This window comes from Parapusillimonas granuli (assembly GCF_013416525.1).
Classification (GTDB): domain Bacteria; phylum Pseudomonadota; class Gammaproteobacteria; order Burkholderiales; family Burkholderiaceae_B; genus Parapusillimonas; species Parapusillimonas granuli.
On the sequence record NZ_JACCEM010000030.1, the window covers coordinates 1 to 1,111 of the forward strand.

General features: G+C 58.4%; 2 protein-coding genes. Both read left to right on the plus strand.

Annotated features, from left to right (window positions below):
- A partial coding sequence (locus tag H0A72_RS21905; protein WP_425502564.1) for a Mu transposase domain-containing protein occupies positions 1-350 on the plus strand: 350 nt, incomplete at its 5' end.
- 11 nt (positions 351-361) lie between these two features.
- The coding region (istB, locus tag H0A72_RS21910) for an IS21-like element helper ATPase IstB (RefSeq protein ID WP_425502565.1) at positions 362-1,111 on the plus strand (750 nt) is incomplete at its 3' end.

Below are 1,111 nucleotides of genomic sequence, written 5' to 3' on the forward strand. Positions count from 1 at the left end.
GCCCGTTTGGCGAAAGACGCAGTGTCTCGCGTATCGTCGCCGAGGACTACCTGGTGAGCTACCAGAGCAATCGCTACTCGGTGCCCTTTGGTCTCATCGGCAAGGAGGTGCAAATCACCCCTGTGGGCGGTGTGCTGCGCGTGCAATATGGCAATGACATCGTTGCGGAACATCCCTTGTTGGCAGGACGCTATCAGATGCGTATTCTGCCCGAGCATGGGCCGGGCGCGGTGGCTCGCAATAGCCGCCAACGCTTTAGCCTGTCGGGCGCCGAGCCCTTGAGTCGCTGGTGGGGGCCGGCGGAAGTGGAAGTGCGCGATCTGCGCGTCTACGAAGAGGTGGCGCGATGATGGCCGGCCAATTGGAGCGACTACAGGAGCATATGGTCAAGCTGCGCCTGTTTAAGAGCCGCGATCGTCTCGAAGCCGTGTTGCAGCAGGCGACGGCCGACGAGTTGTCCTATGCCGACTTCCTGGACCAGCTGTTGGGTGAGGAGGTGGCCAACAAAACGACCAAGAACGTGACCATGCGTACTTCGCTGGCCAAGTTCCCCTTCGTGAAGGACCTGGAGAGCTTCGACTTCACCTATCAGCCTTCCATTGACCGCAAACAGGTGGAGACCCTGGCTTCGTGTCATTACATCGAACACGGCGAGAATATCGTCATATTGGGGCCACCCGGTGTGGGCAAAACCCATCTGGCTGTCGGTCTGGGAATCAGAGCTATCGAAGCCGGCTATCGTGTGTTGTTTACCACCGCTGCGGCCATGATTGCGACGCTGACCAAAGCGACCAGCGAAGGCCGGTTGGAGGAAAAGCTGAAGTTCTATACGGTTCCGCGCCTGCTTATCATCGACGAGATCGGATACCTACCCATTGATCGGCAAGGCGCCAATCTATTCTTCCAGCTTATCAGCCGACGCTACGAGAAGGGACCAATGATCCTGACCAGCAACCAGAGCTTCGGGGCTTGGGCGGAGGTCTTCGGGGACCGGGTGATAGCCACCGCGATTCTGGACCGGGTCCTGCACCATGCCATCACTATGAACATACGAGGAAATTCTTACCGCCTGAAAGACAAGCTCAAAGCGGGCCTGGTCAGACCCGCTGAA